This is a genomic window from Mumia sp. zg.B21, from assembly GCF_019550855.1.
Taxonomy (GTDB): domain Bacteria; phylum Actinomycetota; class Actinomycetes; order Propionibacteriales; family Nocardioidaceae; genus Mumia.
In genome coordinates, this window is record NZ_JAHWCJ010000001.1 from 1373470 (window position 1) to 1389454 (window position 15985).

17 protein-coding genes and 3 tRNA genes are annotated in these 15985 nt (G+C 71.6%); 4 read left to right on the forward strand and 16 right to left on the reverse strand.

Going from position 1 to position 15985, the window contains the following annotated elements:
- Nucleotides 1-92: 92 nt before the first annotated feature.
- Nucleotides 93-1121, forward strand: a complete 1029-nt coding sequence (locus KV100_RS06775; RefSeq protein WP_308291367.1) for an adenosine deaminase — start codon at nt 93-95, stop codon at nt 1119-1121.
- A gap of 31 nt (nt 1122-1152) precedes the next feature.
- Here KV100_RS06775 and KV100_RS06780 read toward each other — a convergent pair whose 3' ends face one another.
- From KV100_RS06780 to KV100_RS06795, 4 genes are all read right to left on the reverse strand, one after another.
- The gene (locus tag KV100_RS06780) at nt 1153-2184 is read right to left on the reverse strand and encodes a UDP-N-acetylmuramate dehydrogenase (RefSeq protein WP_220342096.1); all 1032 of its coding nucleotides are present in this window, start codon (nt 2182-2184) and stop codon (nt 1153-1155) included.
- A gap of 88 nt (nt 2185-2272) precedes the next feature.
- Entirely contained in the window at nt 2273-2443 is a 171-nt protein-coding gene (gene rpmG / locus KV100_RS06785) for a 50S ribosomal protein L33 (protein ID WP_139088538.1), read from the reverse strand.
- 45 nt (nt 2444-2488) lie between these two features.
- Nucleotides 2489-2562: transfer RNA gene (locus KV100_RS06790), tRNA-Met, on the reverse strand.
- Nucleotides 2563-2616: 54 nt separating this feature from the next.
- Nucleotides 2617-2689, reverse strand: a tRNA-Thr gene (locus KV100_RS06795).
- 134 nt (nt 2690-2823) lie between these two features.
- On the opposite strand from KV100_RS06795, the gene KV100_RS06800 reads away from it, so the two are divergent.
- Nucleotides 2824-4005, forward strand: a complete 1182-nt coding sequence (locus KV100_RS06800; RefSeq protein ID WP_220342097.1) for a serine hydrolase — start codon at nt 2824-2826, stop codon at nt 4003-4005.
- Nucleotides 4006-4015: 10 nt separating this feature from the next.
- On the opposite strand, the gene KV100_RS06805 is transcribed toward KV100_RS06800, so the two are convergent.
- Nucleotides 4016-4765 carry an SDR family NAD(P)-dependent oxidoreductase gene (locus tag KV100_RS06805; protein WP_220342098.1) on the reverse strand — a complete coding sequence of 250 codons (750 nt, stop codon included), beginning with the start codon at nt 4763-4765 and terminating at the stop codon, nt 4016-4018.
- A 103-nt stretch (nt 4766-4868) separates the two neighbouring features.
- Here KV100_RS06805 and KV100_RS06810 point away from each other — a divergent pair, with 103 nt between their 5' ends.
- Nucleotides 4869-5714 (forward strand): LysR family transcriptional regulator, encoded by an 846-nt coding sequence (locus KV100_RS06810; protein ID WP_220342099.1) that lies wholly within the window; start codon nt 4869-4871, stop codon nt 5712-5714.
- 86 nt (nt 5715-5800) lie between these two features.
- Here the strand turns inward: KV100_RS06810 and KV100_RS06815 are convergent.
- Nucleotides 5801-5882 (reverse strand) — tRNA-Tyr (locus tag KV100_RS06815).
- A 97-nt stretch (nt 5883-5979) separates the two neighbouring features.
- Here KV100_RS06815 and KV100_RS06820 point away from each other — a divergent pair.
- Entirely contained in the window at nt 5980-6474 is a 495-nt protein-coding gene (locus KV100_RS06820; RefSeq protein WP_220342100.1) for a YajQ family cyclic di-GMP-binding protein, read from the forward strand.
- On the opposite strand, the gene KV100_RS06825 is transcribed toward KV100_RS06820, so the two are convergent.
- From KV100_RS06825 to KV100_RS06870, 10 genes are all read right to left on the reverse strand, one after another.
- The gene (locus tag KV100_RS06825) at nt 6461-7609 is read right to left on the reverse strand and encodes a DUF6596 domain-containing protein (protein ID WP_308291368.1); all 1149 of its coding nucleotides are present in this window, start codon (nt 7607-7609) and stop codon (nt 6461-6463) included. The genes KV100_RS06820 and KV100_RS06825 overlap by 14 nt on opposite strands.
- A 29-nt stretch (nt 7610-7638) precedes the next feature.
- Nucleotides 7639-8049 (reverse strand): YciI family protein, encoded by a 411-nt coding sequence (locus KV100_RS06830; RefSeq protein ID WP_220342101.1) that lies wholly within the window; start codon nt 8047-8049, stop codon nt 7639-7641.
- A gap of 100 nt (nt 8050-8149) precedes the next feature.
- Entirely contained in the window at nt 8150-9583 is a 1434-nt protein-coding gene (locus KV100_RS06835; RefSeq protein WP_220342102.1) for an NADH-quinone oxidoreductase subunit N, read from the reverse strand.
- Nucleotides 9580-11094, reverse strand: a complete 1515-nt coding sequence (locus KV100_RS06840; protein WP_220342103.1) for a NuoM family protein — start codon at nt 11092-11094, stop codon at nt 9580-9582. The genes KV100_RS06835 and KV100_RS06840 overlap by 4 nt, the downstream gene beginning before the upstream one ends.
- On the reverse strand, nt 11091-12869 hold the full coding sequence (locus tag KV100_RS06845) for a proton-conducting transporter membrane subunit (RefSeq protein WP_220342104.1): 1779 nt from the start codon (nt 12867-12869) through the stop codon (nt 11091-11093). Before KV100_RS06845 ends, KV100_RS06840 begins: the two co-directional genes overlap by 4 nt.
- Entirely contained in the window at nt 12866-13198 is a 333-nt protein-coding gene (gene nuoK, locus KV100_RS06850) for an NADH-quinone oxidoreductase subunit NuoK (protein WP_220342105.1), read from the reverse strand. Before nuoK ends, KV100_RS06845 begins: the two co-directional genes overlap by 4 nt.
- Nucleotides 13198-13701, reverse strand: a complete 504-nt coding sequence (locus tag KV100_RS06855; RefSeq protein ID WP_220342106.1) for an NADH-quinone oxidoreductase subunit J — start codon at nt 13699-13701, stop codon at nt 13198-13200. Before KV100_RS06855 ends, nuoK begins: the two co-directional genes overlap by 1 nt.
- Entirely contained in the window at nt 13698-14279 is a 582-nt protein-coding gene (locus KV100_RS20340; RefSeq protein ID WP_220342107.1) for an NADH-quinone oxidoreductase subunit I, read from the reverse strand. The genes KV100_RS06855 and KV100_RS20340 overlap by 4 nt, the downstream gene beginning before the upstream one ends.
- Complete coding sequence (gene nuoH / locus KV100_RS06865; protein WP_220342108.1) at nt 14276-15229, reverse strand: NADH-quinone oxidoreductase subunit NuoH; 954 nt, start codon at nt 15227-15229, stop codon at nt 14276-14278. The genes KV100_RS20340 and nuoH overlap by 4 nt, the downstream gene beginning before the upstream one ends.
- On the reverse strand, nt 15222-15983 hold the full coding sequence (locus KV100_RS06870; RefSeq protein WP_220342109.1) for an NADH-quinone oxidoreductase subunit C: 762 nt from the start codon (nt 15981-15983) through the stop codon (nt 15222-15224). Before KV100_RS06870 ends, nuoH begins: the two co-directional genes overlap by 8 nt.
- Between the last annotated feature and the right edge of the window lie 2 nt (nt 15984-15985).

Consider the following 15985-nt stretch of genomic DNA (forward strand, 5'->3'; position numbering starts at 1 on the left):
TGTACGGGGTCGCCCGGCGTCGAGTCGAACCGGCTGGCACGATGACCGCATGGCCCTCGCCGACCGGACACCAGACGGGCGGGACTGACCCCGTGCCACGCTCGATCGACCGCCTCCCCAAGGCCCACCTCCACCTCCACTTCACCGGCTCCATGCGCCACCGGACGCTGGTCGAGCTCGCCGAGCGCGACGGTGTACGCCTCCCGGCCGCGCTGGTCGAGGAGTGGCCTCCGCGGCTGCGCGCGACCGACGAGAAGGGCTGGTTCCGCTTCCAGCGCCTGTACGACACGGCACGGTCGGTGCTGCGGACCCCCGACGACGTACGCCGGCTGGTGCACGAGGTCGCCGAGGACGACGCGGCCGAGGGCTCGGTGTGGACGGAGATCCAGGTGGACCCCTCCGGCTACGCGACGCTCTTCGGCGGGATCACCGCGTTCACCGACCTCGTGCTCGCCTCGGTCGAGGAGGCCAGCGCCACGTACGGCATCGGGATGGCCGTGGTCATCGCGTCGAACCGCACCCGGCACCCGCTCGACGCACGCACGCTGGCGAGGCTGGCGGGACAGTACGCGGGACGAGGCGTCGTCGGCTTCGGCCTCTCCAACGACGAGCGTCGGGGCGACACCGCGGCGTTCGCGCCGGCGTTCGCCATCGCGCGGCGCGCAGGACTGCGCAGCATGCCCCACGGCGGCGAGCTGCGCGGCGCGGCGAGCGTGACCGCCGTGCTGGAACACCTCCACCCCGACCGGATCGGGCACGGCGTGCGGTGCGTGGAGGACCCTGCGGTGCTGGCGGCCGTGGCCGAGGCGGGCATCACGCTGGAGGTGTGCCCGTCGTCCAACGTCGCTCTCGGCGTCTACGACACCTTCGAGGAGGTGCCGGTGCGTACGCTGATGCAGGCCGGTGTGGGTGTCGCTCTCGGCGCCGACGACCCGCTGCTCTTCGGATCCCGTCTGGCCGGTCAGTACGCCGCGCTCCGGGCGGCGCAGGACTTCAGCGACGAGGAGCTGGCCGAGCTCGCCCGCATGTCGCTGCGGGGCTCGTACGCCCCCGCGGGGCTCCGCGACCAGGCCCTGGCCGCGATCGACGCCTGGCTCGCCGCTCCCCCGGACCAGCCCTGAGGGCGTTCGCGGCGTCCGGAGCCGGCGCCGCTCAGAGCTCGGCGCCGACGAGCACGGGCTCGTTCTGGAGGCGGACACCGAACGCGTCCTCGACCCCGTCGCGGATCTCGCGAGCCAGCGCCAGCAGCTCGTAGCCCGTGGCGCCCCCGCGGTTGGTGAGCGCCAGCGTGTGCTTGCCCGAGACGCGTGCCGCGGTGGTGCCGTAGCCCTTGCCGAAGCCGGCGTGCTCGATCAGCCACGCGGCGCTGGTCTTGACCTGGCCGTCGGGCTGGGCGAAGCGCGGGGCGCCCGCCGGCAACGACGCGGCTGCCTCGGCCGAGAGCACCGGGTTGGTGAAGAACGACCCGGCGCTCCACGTGTCGTGGTCGTCGGGATCGAGCACCATGCCCTTGGCGGCGCGCAGCGCGAGGACGGCCTCGCGGACGTCGCGCAGCGGCACCCGCTCGCCCACCTCGACGCCGAGGGCCCGAGCCAGCTCCGCGTACCGCACCGGTCCGGCCAACGACCCCAGACGGAGCTGGAAGGTCACGTCGAGGACGACGAAGCGGTGAGGGTCCTGCTTGAAGCGGCTCGTGCGGTAGCCGAAGCCGCAGTCGTCGGCCGCGCAGGTGACGACCCGCTGCTCGACGCGGTCGTACGTCCGGACGCGGGCGATGGTCTGCGAGACCTCCTGCCCGTACGCGCCGACGTTCTGGATCGGTGTCGCGCCGACCCTTCCGGGGATGCCGGAGAGCGTCTCGACACCGACCCACTCCTCGGCGACCGCGTGGGCCACGAAGTCGTCCCACACCTCACCGGCCGCGACGGTCAAGGTCGCTCCGCTGCAGGGGTCGACGTCGGCCTCCAGGCCCTGGGTGCGCACGAGCACGACCGTGCCGTCGAAGCCCTCGTCGGCGACCACGACGTTGCTCCCGCCGCCGAGCAGCAGGACGGGCTCGCCGGCCTCGTCGAGGTCGTGCACGGTGTCGACGAGATCGTCGACGCTGGTCACCTCGACGATGTCGCGGGCCGGCCCACCGATCCGCAGCGTCGTCAGTGGGGCGAGGACGTTCAGGTCACGCATCGAGGGGGCTCCCAACATGACACCGGGGTCCGCGCCGAGAAGGCGGGACCCCAGTGGAGTGTGTGACGTGCGACGTCGCAGGCGAAGGTCAGCGGGTCTCGCGGTGGACCGTGTGACGACGCTCGTGCGGGCAGAACTTCTTGAGGTCGAGGCGATCGGGATCGTTGCGACGGTTCTTCTTGGTGATGTAGTTGCGTCGCTTGCACTCGGTGCACGCCAAGGTGATCTTGGGACGGATGTCAGAGCTCTTGCTGGCCACGAGTCTGCCTCTTCTTCGGTGGAACTGCTTCTGTCGTCTGTTCTGTAGCGGGGGCGGGACTCGAACCCGCGACACCACGATTATGAGCCGTGTGCTCTAACCACCTGAGCTACCCCGCCATACGTCCGCCCGCACCCTGCCGGGACCGAGCGGAGGGAGCGGGTGAGACTCAGAGCCCCTTTACGGAATCGAACCGTAGACCTTCTCCTTACCATGGAGACGCTCTGCCGACTGAGCTAAAGGGGCGATCGGCGAACCGGATGAAAAGATACACGGCCGCGCGCCGGAACCGAAATCCGGGGGTCCCCTCCATGACCTGAGTGGTCCCGGTGCGTGAGTTCGGTCACGGCGACGTTGATGCGGCCTGGGACGATGGAGGCATGTTCCGGGCACGTACGGCCGCGCTGGTTGCCGCCTCGCTGGCACTCGCGGCGTGCACGGCGAGCGGCGGCTCCCCACGCGAGGACGAGGGTACGAGCGGCACCCGCACCACGAGCTCACCGTCGCCGGCCGCGCGCGGCACGACCGTCCCTGGCGCCGACTGGGATCGGACGGACGCGGCCGCCGCGGGCTTCGACGGGGCCGCCCTGCGGGCGCTCGACCGACGACTCGAGGCCGACGGCACGTCGTGCTTCGTGGTCACCCGCGACGGGGAGGTCGTGCACGAGGCGTACTTCGGCGACAGCACCGCCGACTCCATGGGGCCCACGTTCTCCGTGACGAAGTCCTTCACGTCGTTGCTGGTCGGGATCGCGGCGGACGAGGGGTTGCTCGACCTCGACGACCGGGCGTCGGACTACGTCTCCGAGTGGAAGGGAACGCCCGCCGCGCGCGTGACGGTCCGCGACCTCCTCGCCAACGTCTCCGGCCGCCACTGGGACTTCGTGAGCGACTACCAGCAGCTGGCGCTCGCGGCCCGCGACAAGACGGCGTATGCGATCGGGCTCACCCAGGACGCGCGGCCCGGAAGGGTCTGGCGCTACAACAACGCGGCGATCCAGACCCTGGACGAGGTCCTGACGAAGGCGACGGGGACGAAGCCCGCCGCGTACGCGAGAGAGAAGCTGCTCGACCCGCTCACGATGTCGAGGACCTTCTGGGGCGAGGACCCCTCGGGCAACACCACCATGTTCTCGGGCGTGAACGCCTCCTGCCTGGACCTCGCCCGCCTCGGGCTCCTGACGATGCGCGACGGCCGGTGGGGCGCGACCCAGGTGGTCTCGGAGGACTACGTGGGGCAGGCGACGGGCAGGTCCTCCTCGCCGCTCAACGCGGCGTACGGGCTGCTGTGGTGGGTCAACCGCAAGGGACCCGTGCTCGGTGCGCTGACGGCCACCGATCCCGGCGCGGACCGCCAGGGAGGGGCGGCGACCCGCAAGGGCGGGCGCCTGGCTCCGGGAGCACCCGCCGACGCCTTCTGGGCGCTCGGGCTCGGCAAGCAGGTCGTGGCCGTCGTCCCGTCCGAGCGGATCGTCGCCGTACGGATGGGAGCCGCACCGCAGGACCCGGACGCGCTGACGCCCGGCGCGTTCACCTCCGACGTGCTCGCCGCCCTGCGCTGAGGCGTCCGCCTCACCAGGGCTGGATGCCGTCCTCGTCACGGAAGGTGCCGGTCGGGCCACTGTCGGGCAGCGTCGCCAGCGCGAGGAAGACCGCCGCACCCTGCTCGGGCGTACGGGTCCCCTGGTGGCCGTTGAGGTCGGTCGCGACGAAGCCCGGGCACCCCGCGTTGACCAGGATCCCGGTGCCGGCGAGCTCCTTGGCGTACTGGACCGTCACGGCGTTGAGGTAGGACTTGGTCGGCGAGTAGACCGCCGAGACCGGGCCGACCGCGGCGGCTTGCGCGGTCTGCAGAGTGAGGGAGCCGACCGTGCTCGACACGTTGACGATGCGTGGCGACGTCGCCCGACGCAGCATCGGCAGCACCGCGTTGGTGACCCGGATGACGCCGACCACGTTGGTGTCGACCACCGACAGCACCTGCTCGGCGCTGACCTTGCTGGGATCCTGCGGCATGCCCCCGGTGATGGCGGCGTTGTTGACGAGTACGTCGAGCCCACCTCGCGCTTGAAGCTGCGCAGCCGCGGCCGCGACGCTGACATCGTCGGTCACGTCGAGGGGGACGCCGAACACGTCGAGCCCGTCAGCCCGAAGCTTGTCCACGGCGTCGGCGCGCCGGACCGCGTCCCGTGCGCCGACGCCGACGCGGAACCCGAGGCGGGCCAGACCCGCGGCGATCTCGTAGCCGATCCCCTTGTTGGCGCCGGTGACCAGCGCTGTTCTCTTGTTCTCGTTGCTGTTCTCGTTGCTGTTCTCTGGCATGCCTCGATCGTGTGCTCGCGACGTCGTCGATATCCAAGACCGATCCGGTCGGGGCCGATACTGCCGCGGTATGACGCCTGGTGAGCCGCGTAATCTCGACGAGGTGGAAACCCGTGAGCTTCGCTACTTCATCGCCGTCGCCGAGGAGTCGCACGTCGGTCGGGCGGCCACCCGCCTCGGGATGGCGCAGCCGCCGCTGTCGCGCGCGATCGCCCGGCTCGAGCGACGCCTGGGCGCCGACCTCTTCGTCCGTACGCCGCGCGGGGTGACCCTCACGAGCGCCGGGGAGACCCTGCTGCTCGAGGGCCGGGCCGCGCTGGCAGCCGTCGAGGCAGCGGAGCGACGCACCCGCCGAACCGTCGAGGCGAACGGCCGGGCCTCGGTGGTGCTCACCGCCAAGGCAGGCGCGTCGAGCGAGCTGATGGCCAAGCTGCTCGATGCCTACGCCGCCGAGCCCGGTGCCGTCGACGTCGACGTGGTGCTGAGCCCACCGGGGCATCAAAGCCTCATGCTGCGCGACGGGCGCGCCGATGTCGCGATCCTGCACCGACCGTTCGACGGCGTGAGCGGGTTCGACGTGGACACGCTCACGGTCGAGGAGCAGGTGCTCGTCCTGCCGGCCGGCCACCCCGCGAGCGCCCAGAACTCCGTGACCGTCGCCGAGGCCGGCTCCATCGCCGACCTCCCGCTGCCGCGCTGGCCCGATCTCCGCGGCACCTACCCCGCCGGTCCCGGCCCTGAGCTCCGCGACCTGACGCAGGTTCTGCAGCTGGTGCGGCTGGGCCGCACTGCGATCATGCTGCCCGAGTCGGCCACCGCCGGTCTCCACGACGGGCTGGCTGTCGTCCCGGTCTCGGACGCCCCTCAGGTCACGACCGTCATCGCGTGGCCGCCTCACAGCACATCATCGGGCGTGGCGGGCCTGGTGCGCGCGGCGGCGCGCCTGTGAGCTGAGCTGCCCGTCGTCCACCGATGTCGAGGCACGGGAACGACTCAGGCCCCCGCCTGAGGCGGGGGCCTGGGTGCCCGTGAGGGTGGCAGGTAGAGGATTCGAACCTCTGTAGGCAATGCCGGCTGATTTACAGTCAGCTCCCTTTGGCCGCTCGGGCAACCTGCCGGGGTTCGTTACTCTGTCCGAGCAACAGCACGACTTTAACGCAGCACTCCTGCGCGCCCGAAACCGGGTGACCGGGACCCCGACGGAGAGGATCACCATGGCCGCGGACTCGTCGTTCGACATCGTGAGCAAGCTCGACCACGCCGAGATCGACAACGCGATCAACCAGGCCGCGCGCGAGATCGCGACCCGATACGACTTCAAGAACACCGGGGCCTCGATCGAGAAGAGCGGGCCGACAGGTCTCGTCATCAAGGCGAACGCCGACGAGCGCGCCCTGGCCGTCCTCGACGTCCTCAAGGACAAGCTCGTCAAGCGCGGCGTCTCGCTCAAGACGCTGGAGGCCGGCGACCCCAAGCAGTCCGGCAAGGAGTCGGTGATCAACGGCACCTTCTCCGAGGGCATCAGCCAGGAGCAGGCCAAGAAGGTGTCCAAGCTGATCCGCGACGAGGGCCCGAAGGGCGTCAAGGTGCAGATCCAGGGCGAGGAGCTCCGCGTCACGAGCAAGAAGCGCGACGACCTCCAGGAGGTCATCGCGCTGGTCAAGGGCGCCGACCTCGACTTCGCCGTGCAGTTCGTCAACTACCGCTAGGCGGCTCGTGCCGGAGCCTGGCAGCCTGCCTGGTCAGGTGGTCGCGCTCCGGCACGTTCGTCGAGGCCGCCGCAGCCTCCGCGTAGAGCCTCGCCGCGGCCGTACGGTCTCCGGCGCGCTCGTGCAGCCAGGCCGCCACCGCCGCTCGCCGAGGAACCTCGGCGGGCACGCGGTCCAGCGCACGGAGTCCCTCGGCGGGGCCCTGGACCTCCCCGACGGCGACCGCGCGGTTCATCGCGACCACCGGTGAGGTGGTGTGCTCGAGGAGCTCGTCGTACCACTGGAGGATCTGGGGCCAGTCGGTCTCGTCGGCGGCCGCGGCGTCGCAGTGGAGCGCGGCGATCGCCGCCTGCGCCTGGTACTCGCCGACCTGCTGACGGGCGAGGGCGGTCTGGAGGATGTCGACCCCTTCGGCGATCCGCCGCGTGTCCCACCGCGAGCGGTCCTGCTCGGCGAGCGGCACGATCGAGCCGTCCACGGCCCACCGCGCGTCGCGACGCGCATGGTGCAGCAGCATCAGCGCGAGCAGGCCGGCCACCTCCGGGTCGTCGGTCGCCCGCGCCAGCATCCTCGTGAGCCGGATCGCCTCGGCAGCCAGGTCCACCGCGCCGGTGTAGCCCTCGTTGAAGATCAGGTAGAGGACCTTCAGCACGGCGCGCAGGTCACCTCTCGGCCCGACTCCCTCCTTGGCGACCGTCCGCTTGGCCCGGCTGATCCGCTGCGCCATCGTCGCCTCGGGCACGAGGTACGCCTCGGCGATCTGGCGCGTGGTGAGCCCGCCGACCGCCCGCAGGGTGAGCGCCACCGCGGAGGCCGGCGAGAGTGACGGATGGCAGCAGAGGAAGAGCAGGCGCAGCGTGTCGTCGGTCTGCTCGGTCGGCCCCGGCGGCCGGTGGCCGACCACCCGCTCCTCCCGCGCGCGCCGTGCCGACGCCGCTCGGGCCGTGTCGAGATACTTGCGCCACGCGACGGTCACCAGCCAGCCGCGCGGGTCATCGGGCCACTCCCCCGGCCAGCGGCGTACGGCCTCGATCATCGCCTCCTGCACCGCGTCCTCCCCCGACGCGAAGTCAGCGCCGCGGCGGAGGAGGACACCGAGCACCTGCGGCATCAGGTCCCGAAGAAGCCGGTCCACGACATGCCGTCCGATGAGCCGCGGCGTGCTCAGTCGGTGACCATGGGGGGCATCTCGAGGAAGGGCCGGACCTCGATCCACTCGTTGATCGGCTCCCCGCGGGGACCCGGGGCCGACGAGAGGAAGGCTGCTGCCTCGTGAGCCCGCTCGACCGAATCGACGTCGATGACCATCCAGCCGGCGATGAGGTCCTTGCTCTCGGCGAACGGTCCGTCGGTCACCGGCGGACGTCCCTCTCCGTCGTGGCGGACGAACGTGCCCTCGGGCGACAGCGCCTGACCGTCGACGTACTCGCCACGCTCACCGAGCGTGTCGGCCACGTGCTCCATGAACGCGACGTGCGCCGACACCTCGTCCGGCGTCCACTGGTCCATGGGCGCGAACTCGTGCTCCGGCTTCGGTCCGCCCCGGTAGTGCTTGAGCAGCAGGTACTTCGCCATCGTCGTCTCCTTGTTCCATTCAACCGCGGCAGCGTTCTCGCTGCCGTCACTCCAGGGACGGAGCCGGCGCGCGCTTCTCGACATGATCACCGAGACCGGGTCAGGGAAGCGGGCCGAGAAGCAGCGTCGGAGCGACGGAGGTGGCGACGAGCGCGACGACGCCGACCACCACCACGGCGTACGCGATCGCCGTCCCCCGACCTTCGCGGACGGTGGCGCCGGACGCGGCGACCTCGCTCCGCAGCACCCGGCTCGCCGGCGCGAACGCGACCACGGCCAGCCGGAGGTAGTAGACGAGCCCCAACGCGACGTTGACGGCCATGACCGCGGCCAGCCACCCGTACCCGCTCACGATCACCGGCTGGAGCACGACGTACTTGGCGACCAGCCCGATCACCGCCGGCGGGAAGCCCGCCAGCGCGAGCAGGCCCATCAGCAGGGCCACCCCGAGAAGAGGATCACGCCGGGCGACCCCGGTGTAGTGGGCGTACGAGGTGCCGCCGAGCCGGCGTACGCCGACCGCCGCGACGGCGAAGACGGTGAGGTTGGCGACGGCGTAGACCGCGAGGTAGCGAAGCGGGGCCGTGAGCACGAGGTCCGAGCCGACGGCGACCGCGACCAGCGGGGCGAGGACGAACCCGCCCTGCGCGACGGACGACCACGCCAGCATCCCGACGATGTCGCGCTGCGCGAGCGCGCCGAGGTTGCCGACCGTCATCGACAGCGCCGCCACGACGGCGATGAAGACGTCCCACCGCGGTTGGAGAGCCACGAACGGATAGGCGAGCACCACGAGCAGGCCGGCGAGCGCGCCACCCTTGGACACCACCGAGAGGAACGCCGCCACCGGCACCGTCGCGCCCCGGTAGGCGTCGGGGATCCACAGGTGGAAGGGAACGGCGCCGACCTTGAACACCAGGCCGATCAGCACCAGGACCACGACGGCGGTGACGACCCGCAGCGGTGCGCGCTCGGCCTGGAGACCGACCAGCACGCCCTCGTAGGTGAGCGTGCCGGTGAGCCCGTAGAGCAGCGACAGCCCCATGAGCGTCACCGCGGTCGCGGTGGCCGACGCGAGGAAGAACGTCCAGGCCGAGGAGACCGCCTCACGCCGGTCGCGCTGCATGGCGACCAGCGCGATCGACGGGAGAGAGAGGAGCTCCAGCGCCACGACGAGCGTGACGAAGTCGCTCGCCGACGCCAGGGTCAGCGCCCCCGCCGTCGCACAGAGCATGAGGAAGACCGACTCGCCCGCCGGCATCGTGGCGTCGTCCTCCAGGACCTGCGCGAGGACCACGACCGCAAGGGCGGACAGCAGGATCACCCACGAGAACCCGGCGACGATCGGCCCCGTCGACCCGGTCGACGCCAACCACGAGCCGGCCGCGGCCAGCGACGCCACGGCGATCGTCCCGGCGCGTCGCCATCGGCCGCCCGGCCAGAACGCATCGACGACCAGCGCCACGATCGCCCCGGCGGCGACCAGCAGCGGCACTCCCGCCGACGACCAGTCGATGAGCTGTGAGCCGGTCATCGGGCGCCTCCCAGGATGGCCGGGATGCTCGGCTCGACGACACCCATCACGATCCCGGGCGCGAGCCCGAGCAGCAGCACCGCCACCACCAGGACCGCCGCGATCCCCCGCTCGGACCCGTCGAGGTCGAGGTCGTGCTCGTGCGGCGTCGGCACGCCCTGGAGCGTACGGCGGACTATCCGTAGGAAGTAGGCGGAGGTGAGCAGGACGCCGAGCAGCGCGCCGACGAGGAGGACGGCCGCCAGTGCCGGCCCCAGCCCGGCATCACCGGCACCGGCGGAGGCCTCGTACGCCCCGCGCAGCGCCATCATCTCGCCCCAGAACCCGGCGAGACCGGGGAGACCGAGGCTGGCGAAGCAGGCGAAGCCCAGGACCACCGCGAGCGCCGGCATCCGGGCGTACAGGCCGCGCCCGAGCACCGCGATCTCCGCCGTCCCGAAGCGCCGCTTGAGGGATCCGGCGTTGAAGAACAGCAGCCCGGTCACGAGCCCGTGCGCCACGCTCGCGAACACCGCGGCGGCGACGCCGATCTCGGTCAGCGTCGCGATGCCGAGGACCACGAAGCCCATGTGCCCGACGCTGGAATAGGCGATCAGCCGCTTGAGGTCGGTCTGGCGCAGGCAGGCGAGGGCGGCGACGACGATGCCGACGACCCCGAGAGCGCCCAGCCACGGCGCCAGGTCGCGCGCGGGTCCGGGCAGGACGGAGACGAGGACACGCAGCAGCCCGTACGTCCCGAGCTTGAGGAAGACGGCCGCCAGCAGGACCGAGCCCACGGTCGGCGCCTTGGCGTGGGCGTCGGGCAGCCACAGGTGCAGCGGCCAGATCGGCGTCTTGACCGCGAGCCCCAGCGCGATCGTGCAGGCGGCGAACAGCGCCCACCCGCCGTCGAGGACGTCGCCCCGCTCGGCCAGCTCCGGGATCTGCAGGGTGCCGGTCAGCGCCCAGACGGTCACGAAGCCGACGAGCATGAACGCGGAGCCGACGACCGTGTAGAGGAGGAACCGCGTCGCCGCGGTCCGGCGCCCGACCGGGTCGTGCGGGTCGCCCCAGCGGGCGATGACGAACCACATCGGGATCAGCGCGAGCTCGAAGAACACGAAGAACAGCAGGAGGTCGAGCGCCGCGAAGACGCCGACGGCCGCCGTCAGCACCACCATCACCAGGCCGACCAGACCGGGTGTCGCGTTGTCCCCCGCCGGCGGGTGGTCGACCAGCGCCCAGCACACCAGCGCCGAGATCAACGCCGTCATCAGCAGGAGAGGGAACGAGATGCCGTCCATCCCGAGGTGCAGGTGGATCCCCAGCGCACGGACCCAGACGAGGTCGATCTCGGCGGCGTAGCCGTCGCCGTCGTGGCCGATCCAGGTCACGAGGAGCAGCACCGCGACGACCAGCGACGTGGCGGTGCCGACGCGGGCGGCGACCAGGTCGGTGACCAGGCTCCGCGCGACGACCAGCAGGAGGGCCGCGACCGCGGGGACGGCGAGGGCGACCACCAGGCCGTTCATCGGACCACCACCAGCAGGGTCGCGAGGAGCACGCCGACGGCGAGCACGGTGACGTAGATCTGCGCGTTGCCCGTCTGGCTCCGGGTCAAGACGCGGGAGAGCTGCACGCTCAGCCAGGCCACGGCCCGCGGGTAGAAGCCGATGACGTCACGGTCGGTGGCCACGACCAGGTCGCCCGCCTCTCGAGCGGCGACCCCCGCACCGTCGTAGCCGACGTCCCACCCGAGCTCTCGCGTGAACGCCGGCCTGGCCGGTCCGAGCAGGTCGGCAGGGTCGCGCCCCGCGGCGAGCGCCTGGTACGCGAGCCACCCTGCCCCCGCGACGACCAGCGTGGTCACGAGACCCATGAGCAGGTCGAACGGCATCGCGAGACTCAGCAGCAGCGTCGCCGCCGCGAGGAGCACCAGAGGCCCGACCATGAGGGGCGGCGCCTCCCGGAGTGCTTGCGCGCGGGCCGCCCCAGCGCCGGTGGCCCCAGCGCCGGTGACCGTCGCGCCGTCGCCTCCCATGAACGTCATCCACCAGGCGCGGAAGGCGTACACGACCGTCACCGCCGCCGTCACCAGCCCGACCGCCAGCACCACGGCCGCGACCCCCGCCGACACCGGAGACTCGTGGCCCACGGCGTGCCAGGCCGACTCGAGCACGGCGTCCTTGCTGAAGAACCCGACCGTCGGCACGACGCCGGCGAGCGCGGCGAAGCCGATCGTCCCCGTGGCGAACGTCCACGGCATGGCTCCGCGCAGTCCGCCCATGTCGCGCAGCGCCGTCGAGCCGATCACGTGGGCCACCGAGCCCGCGACGAGGAAGAGCAGCGCCTTGAACGCGCCGTGGGACAGCAGGTGGTCGATGCCGGCGTCGTAGCCGCCGACGGCGAGGGCGGCGAACATGTAGGCCAGCTGGCTCACCGTCGACCACGCGAGCACCCGCTTGAGGTCGCCCGAGGTCAGCGCCAGCAGCGCGGCGAGGAGCATCGTGACGCAGGCGACCACCGCGAGGACCGTCATCGTCACCGCCGACTCCGCCATCACCGGGTACAGCCGGGCGACGAGGAAGACACCGGCCGCGACCATGGTCGCGGCATGGATGAGCGCGCTGATCGGCGTCGGGCCCGGCATCGCGTCGGCCAACCACGTGTGCAGCGGGAACTGGGCCGACTTGCCGACCACGGCGACGACGATCAGGAGTCCGATCGCGGTCAGGCCCGCAGGGGCGTCCGACGACGCCATCGCTGCGAGGACCTCGCTGATCTCGTACGTGCCGAAGGTGTGCCCGATCGCGAAGATGCCGACCAGCAGACCGAGGTCGCCGACGCGTGTGAGCAGGAACGCCTTCACCGCACCGGCCCGGGCGGGCGCGAGCTCCCAGTGGTGGCTGATCAGCAGGTACGAGCAGAGGCCCATCACCTCCCACCCGACGAGGAGCAGCCACAGGTTGTCGGCGACCACCACGGTCGCCATGGCAACGAGGAACAGCTGGATGATCGTCGTGTACGAGCGGTAGCGGGGGTCTCCGGCGAGATAGGCCACCGAGTAGACCTGCACCATCAGGCCGACCCCGGCCGCGAGCAGCAGCATCACGGCGCTCAGGTGGTCGACGTAGAACGTCACCGAAACTCCGAGCAGGTCACCGCCGTCGACCAGGGTCGTCCGCTCGCCGGCCGGCGAGCCGTACGGTCCGGTGCGGTCACCCAGACGCGGGAATGCCACGATCGCGGCGCAGAGCGCGAGAACCGCAGTGATCGCGACCGCTGACGACGAGTAGCGACGGGTCACAGCTCGTCACCGCCCTCGGCGAGCATGCTGGCCGGTGGCTCCTGAGCGTCGACGTCGGCGTTGCCGACCGCCCGGAAGAGCGCGAGGACGATCGCCAGCCCAAGACCGATCTCGGCGGCGGCCAGCGCGATCACGAACAGGGTCAGCGACTGTCCCGTGTGCAGCGTGTCGGCCCACCAGGTGTCGAACGCCACGAGGTTGAGGCTGACCGCGTTGAGCATCAGCTCCACCCCGAGCAGGACCATGACGGCGTGCCGCCGGGCGAGGACGGCATAGATCCCGAGACCGAAGAGACCGCAGGAGACGGTCAGGGGCAGCATCAGCGACATCAGCGCGCCCCCTTGCGCGTCAGCACGATCGCGCCGACGAGCGCGGCGAGGAGCACCACCGACAGCACCTCGAACGGAAGCACCCAGGTCCGGAAGAGGGCGTCGCCGAGCCGCTCGGCCGTGCCGATCCGGATCTCGTCCTCGTCGATCACCTCACCGCCGAAGCCCGCCCACACGACGGCCCCGAGCCCGACCGTGACCGCGCCCGCGACCACGGCGGCGAGCGGCTGGTTGCGGGTCGCCGTCGCCGAGCCCGGACCTGAGGGCGCCCGCGTGAGCATCAGGGCGAACAGCAGCAGCACGACCACCGAGCCGATGTAGATCAGCACCTGCACCCAGGCGACCAGCTCGGCCGCCAGGAGGATGTAGAGGCCGGCGACTGCCCCGAGGGTCACCACGAGCCACAGCGCCGCGTGCACGATCTGGTCGCTGGTGACCACGAGGAACGCCGACACGAGGGTCACCACGCCCAGGGCGGCGAACACCACCGTCACCGCGGTCATGCGCCAGGCTCGGCTTCGCGCTCTGCCACCTTGTCCGCCTCGAGCCTCGCGGCCTCACGGTGGGCCGCCTTCTCCGCCACACCGATCTCCTTGGGCTGCTCCGCCGCAGGGTCGAGCGGCTGCGGCGGCGGTACGGTCCACATCCACTCGCGCAGTCGCTCCTTGTCGTGCGTCAGGTCACGGATGTCGAGCTCGGCGTACTCGAACTCGGGCGACCAGTGCAGCGCGTCGAAGGGGCAGACCTCGACGCAGATGCCGCAGTACATGCAGAGCGAGTAGTCGATGTCGAACCGGTCGAGCACGTTGAACGAGCGCTCACGCCCGCCCTCGTTGACCGGAGGCGCCGTCTCCTTGTGCGAGTCGATGTAGATGCACCACGCCGGGCACTCGCGGGCGCAGAGCATGCACGAGGTGCAGTTCTCCTCCTGCAGCGCGATCACCCCTCGGCTGCGGGGCGGCAGGGCCGGGAGCACGTCGGGGTACTGCTGGGTGACCGCCCGTCGGGTCAGGTTGTGCCACGTCACCCTCAGGCCCCGCACGAGGCCGCTCCCCGTCACCGCACGTCGCACGCCGCTCATGCCAGGACCACCACCGTCGTCAGAGCGAGCTGCCCGAGGGCGAGCGGGACCAGGATCTTCCACGCCAGCGCATTGAGCTGGTCCTCACGCATCCGCGGCCACGCGACCCGGAACCACACCACGAGGAATGCCACCACCATCGTCTTGAGAAGGACCCACAACCAGCCGAGCTCGTCCGAGGACGGTCCTCGCCACCCGCCGAGGAACAGGGTCGCCGTGAGCGCGGAGAGCACGACGATCCCGGCGTACTCGGCGAGCAGGAACATCGCGAACCGCATGCCTCCGTACTCGGTGTAGGGCCCGAGGACGAGCTCCGCGTCGGCGATCGGCATGTCGAACGGCGGCCGCTGGAGCTCGGCGAGCCCCGCGACGACGAAGACCACCAGAGCCGGCAGCTGCCACAGCAGCCAGGACCACTCCCAGGCCTGGGCGATGCCGACGAGCGACAGGGAGCCGGCCATCATCGCCGCCGACACCGCCGCGAGCACCATCGGGAGCTCATAGCTCATCAGCTGGGAGGCGGTCCGGAGCCCACCGAGCAGGGAGTACTTGTTGGCGCTCGCCCAGCCGCCCATGAGGGTGCCGAGCACGCCGATGCTCATCACCGCGAGGGCGAAGAAGAGGCCCAGGTCGAGGTCGGCCCCCACCGCGCTCGGCCCGAGCGGGATCACGAACAGCACCACCAGGTACGGGACGAGCGCGACACCGGGTGCCAGCGCGAACACCGGTCGGTCTGCGGCGCTCGGGGTCACCTCCTCCTTCTGGACGAACTTCACACCGTCGGCGACCAGCTGGGCCCATCCGTGGAAGCCACCGGCGTACATCGGTCCGACCCGCGACTGCATGTGCGCCATCGTCTTGTGCTCGAGCTGCCCGACCGCCAGCGGGAGCACGAGGAACGCAGCGAGCACGACCACGCACCGCAGCGCCACGTCGAGGACCTCAGCCATCGGTGCCACCGTCCTCGGCCGCCGGCGGAGGTGTCGCTCGGCGGGAGCGGCGTGGGCGGGAAGCACCGGCCGCCGGGCCTGCGGTCGCGTGAGCGAGGGGATCGGGCGTGGGGGTGCCCGGCGGCCTCGGCCCCCACTGCTCGGGGTCCGGCACACCGGGAGGACGGGTCCGGCGACGCCCTGGCGACGACTCGGCCGCCGACACGTCGTGGTCGGACTCGCCGGGCTCCTTGGCGCCCGGCCACGGCTTGACCACCCGGGAGGCGAGCACGAACTCCTTGCGCAACGGGTGGCCCTCGAAGGCGTCAGGCAGCAGGAGCGTCTCGAGGGCGACACCGTCACGGAAGTCGATGCCGAACATCTCGTGGGTCTCGCGCTCGTGCCAGGCGGCACCGGCGTACGCGCCGACCAGCGAGTCGAGGACCGGGTCCGCGCGCGGCACGGTGGTCTGGACCAGGACGTCCCGCACCGCCGTGCGGCCGACACCGGGCGACAGCGCCACCAGGTGGCACACCACCCGCAGGCCGCCGGCGAGCTCGGGCTCGTCCGCGTACGGGCTCGGGCCACCCGCCTCGTCGACCGCGCTGAGCCAGTCGAAGTAGTGGCACCCCGCGCGGTCTCGCAGCGCGAGCACGATCGATCGCCACCACCCCGAGGGGACGGTCAGCGCGAGCCCCCCGAGCTCCTCGGTGGCGGTGACGCGGTCACCGCCGATCACCCGGCCGAGGTCGAGCACGTCGGAGGTCCAGGTCATCG